We start from the raw sequence: 5244 nt of genomic DNA on the forward strand, positions 1-5244 counted from the left end.
GGTCGGGGGGAAGTCTGGGGTGTCGGTGGTGTGCACCGCGAGCGAGCGGTCGGGATCGAGCCGTACGACGATGTGGCGGCGCCACGCGGCGTCGTCCCGTTCGGCCCGGTCCTCGCGCCAGTGGCAGCCGCGGGTCTCCTCGCGCAGGCGGGCCGCGGCGACCAGGACGCGGGCCACGCACAGGAGGTTGGTCGCCTCCCAGGTGTCGACGCCGGGCTCGGCGGTCTTGCCGTGCGCGTCGAGGGCGTCGCGGGCGTCGGAGTGCAGCCGCTGCAGGCGGTCGGCAGCGGTCTCCAGGGAGGCGGCCGAGCGCAGCACGCCGGCGCCGTCCGTCATGATCCGCTGGATCGCGAACCGTGCCTCGGCGGCGAGCAGCGGGTGGGCGGGCCGGTCCGGGCGCTCGACCGGCGAGGGCACGCGCGCGTGCGAGCCGTCCTCCCCGTGGCGGTCCGCGATGTCCGCCGCGATGCGCTCGGCGTAGACGAGGCCCTCCAGGAGGGAGTTGGAGGCGAGCCGGTTGGCGCCGTGGACGCCGGTGCAGGCGACCTCGCCGCACGCGTACAGGCCGGGGACGGTGGTGCGGCCCCGGGAGTCGGTGCGTACGCCGCCGGAGGCGTAGTGGGCGGCCGGGGCGACCGGGATCGGCTCGGTGACCGGGTCGATGCCGTGCGCGCGGCAGGCGGCCAGGATCGTCGGGAAGCGGTTCTCCCACATGTGCGCGCCGAAGTGCCGGGCGTCCAGGTACATGTGCTCGGCGCCCTGCTCCTGCATGCGCCGCGTGATGCCCTTGGCGACGATGTCCCGGGGCGCCAGTTCGGCCAGTTCGTGCTGCCCGACCATGAAGCGCTCGCCGGCCGCGTCCACGAGGTGGGCGCCCTCGCCGCGCACCGCCTCGGACACCAGGGGCTGCTGGCCCTCGGCGTCCGCGCCCAGGAACAGCACGGTCGGGTGGAACTGCACGAACTCCAGGTCGCTGACCTCGGCCCCGGCGCGCAGGGCGAGGGCGACGCCGTCGCCGGTGGACACCGACGGGTTGGTGGTCGCCGAGAAGACCTGGCCCATGCCGCCGGTCGCGAGGACCACGGCGGGCGCGTGGACGGCGCCCACGCCGTCGTGCTGGCCCTCCCCCATGACGTGCAGGGTCACCCCGGCCGTGCGTCCCGCGGCGTCCGTGAGGAGATCCAGGACCAGCGCGTTCTCGACCGTACGGAGCCCGCGCGCGCGAACGGCCTCGACGAGGGCGCGGGAGATCTCGGCGCCGGTCGCGTCGCCGCCCGCATGGGCGATGCGGCGGCGGTGGTGCCCGCCCTCGCGGGTGAGCTCCAGGCCGCCCGCCTCGGACTCGTCGAAGTGGGCGCCGGTCCCGATGAGGCGGCGTACGGCGTCGGGGCCCTCGGTGACCAGGAGGCGCACGGCGTCCTCGTCGCACAGGCCGGCGCCCGCCACCAGGGTGTCGTCGAGGTGCTGCTCGGGGGTGTCGCCCTCGCCGAGCGCGGCGGCGATCCCGCCCTGGGCCCAGCGGGTGGAGCCGTCGTCCAGGCGGGCCTTGGTGACGACGACCGTCCGCAGGCCGGCCGCGTCGCAGCGCAGGGCGGCGGTGAGTCCGGCGACCCCGGAGCCGACGACCACGACGTCGGCTTCGATGGACCAGCCTGGGGCGGGCGCGTGCAGACGTATGCCTGTGCTGGTCACGGGGCGGCTCCGAAGGTCAGGGGGATGTTGTCGATCAGCCGGGTCGTCCCGACCCGGGCGGCGACGGCGAGGACGGCCTCGCCGGTGTAACCGTCCGGGACCTCGGTGAAGTCGGACGGATCGACCAGCGCCAGGTAGTCCAGGACGAGTGGCGGGTCCAGCCGGGCCGCGTCGTCGAGGACCAGGCGGGCGGCGGCGCGGACCGCGGCGGGGCCGCCCGGGTCCGCCTTGGCGACGGCGTGCGTGTCGGCGGCGGCACGGGACTCGCCGAGGGCGCTGAGCGCCTCGGCACGCGCGTGCGTGGCGGGCACTTCGCGGGCCCGCGCGCGCAGGGCCTCCTGGGCGGCGTGCCGGTCGCCGCCCGCGAACAGGGCCTGGGACAGCGCGAGCGCGGTACGGCGCTCGGCGGCCGACAGGTAGCGGTTGCGGCTGGACAGGGCCAGGCCGTCCGCCTCGCGCACCGTCGGAACGCCGACGATCTCCACGCCGAAGTTCAGGTCGCGCACCATGCGGCGGATCAGCGCGAGCTGCTGGGCGTCCTTCTGCCCGAACAGCGCCACGTCGGGCCGGGTGAGGTGCAGCAGCTTGGCGACGACGGTGAGCACGCCGTCGAAGTGCCCGGGCCGGGTCGCGCCCTCCAGGCGCTCCCCCATGGGTCCCGCACTGATGCGCACCTGGGGTTCGCCGCCGGGGTAGACCTCGTCCACGGCCGGGGCGAACACGGCGTCCGCGCCGGCCTGCTCGGCGAGCTTGATGTCGGCGTCCAGGGTGCGCGGGTAGCGGTCGAGGTCCTCGCCCGCGCCGAACTGGAGGGGGTTCACGAAGACGGTGACGACGACCTCGCCGTCGCCCGCGAGCCGCCGGGCGGTGCGGATCAGGGTCGCGTGGCCCTCGTGCAGGGCGCCCATCGTCATGACGACGGCGCGGCGACCGTCGCGTACGCGCGCGTGCAGTTCCTCGGCCGTGTTCAGCAGGACGGTGGTCATCGGGCGGCTCCGCTCCGGGTACCTGCGTACGTCGTCGTCATCGGAGGTCGTCCCCCTCGGTCCCGCCGGAACCGCCCGGTCCGGGCCGGGCGGCGGGTCGGTCGGCGAGTACCCCCAGGAGGTCCTCGGCGAGTTCCGGCTTGAGCAGACCGTGGGCGAGGGCCCGGTCGGCGGTCGCGCGGGCCATCGCCAGGTAGCCGGCGACGGTCTGCGGCGCGTGCCTGCGCAGCTCGGCGACGTGCGCCGCGACCGTGCCCGCGTCGCCGCGCGCCACCGGTCCGGTGAGGGCCGCGTCGCCCGACCTGAGGGCGTTGTCCAGCGCGGCGCCCAGCAGCGGGCCCAGCATCCGGTCCGGGGCCTCGACCCCGGCCGCGCGCAGCAGCTCCATGGCCTCGGCGACCAGGGTGACCAGGTGGTTCGCGCCGAGCGCGAGGGCCGCGTGGTACAGCGGGCGGGCCTCCTCGGCGATCCACTCGGGCTCGCCACCCATCTCGATGACCAGCGCCTCGGCGGCCAGCCGCAGCTCCTCGGGGGCGGTGATCCCGAAGGAGCACCCGGCGAGCCGCTGCACGTCCACGGGGGTGCCGGCGAACGTCATCGCGGGGTGCAGGGCCAGGGGCAGCGCACCGGCGCGCAGGGCCGGGTCGAGGACCTTCGCGCCGTACCGGCCGGACGTGTGCACGAGCAGCTGGCCGGGCCGGACGGAACCGGTGTCGACGAGGCCCTCCACCAGTCCCGGCAGGGCGTCGTCGGGAACCGTCAGGAGCACCAGGTCGGCCCGCTCCAGGACCTGCGCGGGGGTCGTCAGCGGCACGTCGGGCAGCAGGCGCGCGGCGCGGCGCCGGGAGGCGTCGGACACCCCGGACACGGCCACCGGGCGGTGCCCGGCGAGCTGCAGCGCCGCGGCCAGGACGGGGCCCACCCGACCGGCGCCGACGACGCCGACGGTGAGCCGCGCGGGACGGTCCCTGGGGTCTGGCCGGGAATCCGGCTGGGGGAATGTACTCACTCGACGGTGGCCTTCCGTTCCAGTCCGCTCGGGGTACCGGACGATTTTCGTCATGTTAACGCGATCGGTCCGGGGCCGTTCTTCCGTCCACGGGGCCGGGGCAATTCACGTGACCCCTGTCGCGGTGTCCTGCATGATCCGGAGCATGAACGATGCGGCACAGGGACCGGCGCAGGAACCGACGCGGGGAGCGGAGGCGGCGCAGCCGACGCCGGAGCAGCGGCGGGAGCGGCGCAGGCTCGCCTGGCGCGGTGCCCGGCGGGCGCTGTGGCGGCCCGGCTTCCGCGCCACGGTCGGCGAGCTGCTGACCGGCCTGACGGACGCCGCGCCGGACGTGTACGACCTCGACCTGCCGGTGGACATGTACGGCAACGGCATCGTGGAAACCCTGGAGGAGCGGGTCGCGGGCCTGCTCGGCACGGAGGCCGCCGCCTTTTTCCCCTCGGGCACCATGGCCCAGCAGGTCGCCCTGCGCTGCTGGGCGGGCCGCACGGGCAACGCGACGGTGGCGATGCACCCCCTGTCCCACCCGGAGCTCCACGAACGGCACGCCCTGGCCGACCTGAGCGGCCTGCGGACCGTCCACCCCACGCAGGAGCCCCGGACGCCCTCCGCCGGCGAGGTGCACGACCTGGACGAGCCGTTCGGGACGCTGTTCCTGGAGCTGCCCCTGCGGGAGGCCGGTTTCGTGCTGCCCTCCTGGGAGGAGCTGGTCGCCGTCACGGACGCGGCCCGCGCGCGCGACGCCGTCGTGCACGTCGACGGGGCGCGCCTGTGGGAGTGCACCAGCCACTTCGGCCACCCCCTGGACGAGATCGCGGCGCTCGCGGACAGCGTCTACGTGTCCTTCTACAAGTCGCTGGGCGGGTTCGGCGGCGCCGCCCTGGCCGGCCCGAGGACGCTGGTCGACGAGGCGAAGGCCTGGCGCCACCGGTACGGCGGGCAGGTCCTCCAGCAGTTCCCCACCGCCCTGTCCGCGCTGATCGGCCTGGAGCGGGAGCTGCCCCGGCTCCCGGAGTACGTGGCCCACGCGCGCGTGGTCGCCGGCGCGCTGCGCGAGGGGTTCGCCGGGGCCGGCCTGCCCTGGGCGCGGGTCCACCCGGAGGAACCGCACACGCACCAGTTCCAGGTGTGGCTGCCGTACGAGGCCGAGGCCCTCGTCGAGGCGGGGGTGGTGCAGGCGGAGGAGACGGGCGTGTCGCTCTTCCCGCAGGTGTGGGTGCGGGGCGGTCCCGGCCTGGCGCACACCGAGGTCACGGTGGGCGCGCCGGGCCTGGAGTGGACGGCGGACGACGTACGGGCCGCGGTCACGGAGTTCGTGGCGCGCATCCCCCGCTGATCCCCGGACCGGCCCCGGCGCCCGCCCGGCGGCTCCGGGCGAGGCGGCTCGCACGGGCAGGGCTGCTCGGGCGGCCAAGGCGGCTCGGACGGGCAAGGCGGCCGAGGCGGCTCAGGCGGGCGAACAGGCGGGCCAGGGCCGCCCGGTCGTGTTCGCGGGCCAGCCGGCCGGCCAGGACCGTGCGGAACCGCCCCCGGTCGCGCAGCTCGCGCACGGCC

Annotated in this window: 5 protein-coding genes; 1 reads left to right on the forward strand and 4 read right to left on the reverse strand. The window is 76.2% G+C overall.

The window, feature by feature from the left end; genetic code table 11:
• From FGF04_RS17280 to FGF04_RS17290, 3 genes are all read right to left on the reverse strand, one after another.
• A partial coding sequence (locus FGF04_RS17280; protein WP_149512329.1) for an L-aspartate oxidase occupies nt 1-1692 on the reverse strand: 1692 nt, incomplete at its 3' end.
• Nucleotides 1689-2678 (reverse strand): pantoate--beta-alanine ligase, encoded by a 990-nt coding sequence (panC, locus tag FGF04_RS17285; RefSeq protein WP_149512146.1) that lies wholly within the window; start codon nt 2676-2678, stop codon nt 1689-1691. The genes FGF04_RS17280 and panC, both read right to left, overlap by 4 nt.
• A gap of 37 nt (nt 2679-2715) precedes the next feature.
• Nucleotides 2716-3687, reverse strand: a complete 972-nt coding sequence (locus FGF04_RS17290) for a Rossmann-like and DUF2520 domain-containing protein (RefSeq protein WP_149512147.1) — start codon at nt 3685-3687, stop codon at nt 2716-2718.
• 145 nt (nt 3688-3832) lie between these two features.
• Between FGF04_RS17290 and FGF04_RS17295 the strand changes: the two genes are divergently transcribed.
• Nucleotides 3833-5026, forward strand: a complete 1194-nt coding sequence (locus tag FGF04_RS17295; RefSeq protein WP_235882356.1) for a threonine aldolase family protein — start codon at nt 3833-3835, stop codon at nt 5024-5026.
• On the opposite strand, the gene FGF04_RS41675 is transcribed toward FGF04_RS17295, so the two are convergent.
• A partial coding sequence (locus tag FGF04_RS41675; protein ID WP_223146389.1) for a hypothetical protein occupies nt 4995-5244 on the reverse strand: 250 nt, incomplete at its 5' end. The genes FGF04_RS17295 and FGF04_RS41675 overlap by 32 nt on opposite strands.

It is taken from the genome of Streptomyces apricus (assembly GCF_008369065.1).
Lineage (GTDB): Bacteria > Actinomycetota > Actinomycetes > Streptomycetales > Streptomycetaceae > Streptomyces > Streptomyces apricus.

What these genes read in the sequence shown, in the direction of transcription:
- panC (WP_149512146.1), bottom strand. Translation starts at nt 2,678, where the DNA reads ATGACCACCGTCCTGCTGAACACGGCCGAGGAACTGCACGCGCGCGTA.
- FGF04_RS17295 (WP_235882356.1), top strand. Translation starts at nt 3,833, where the DNA reads ATGAACGATGCGGCACAGGGACCGGCGCAGGAACCGACGCGGGGAGCG.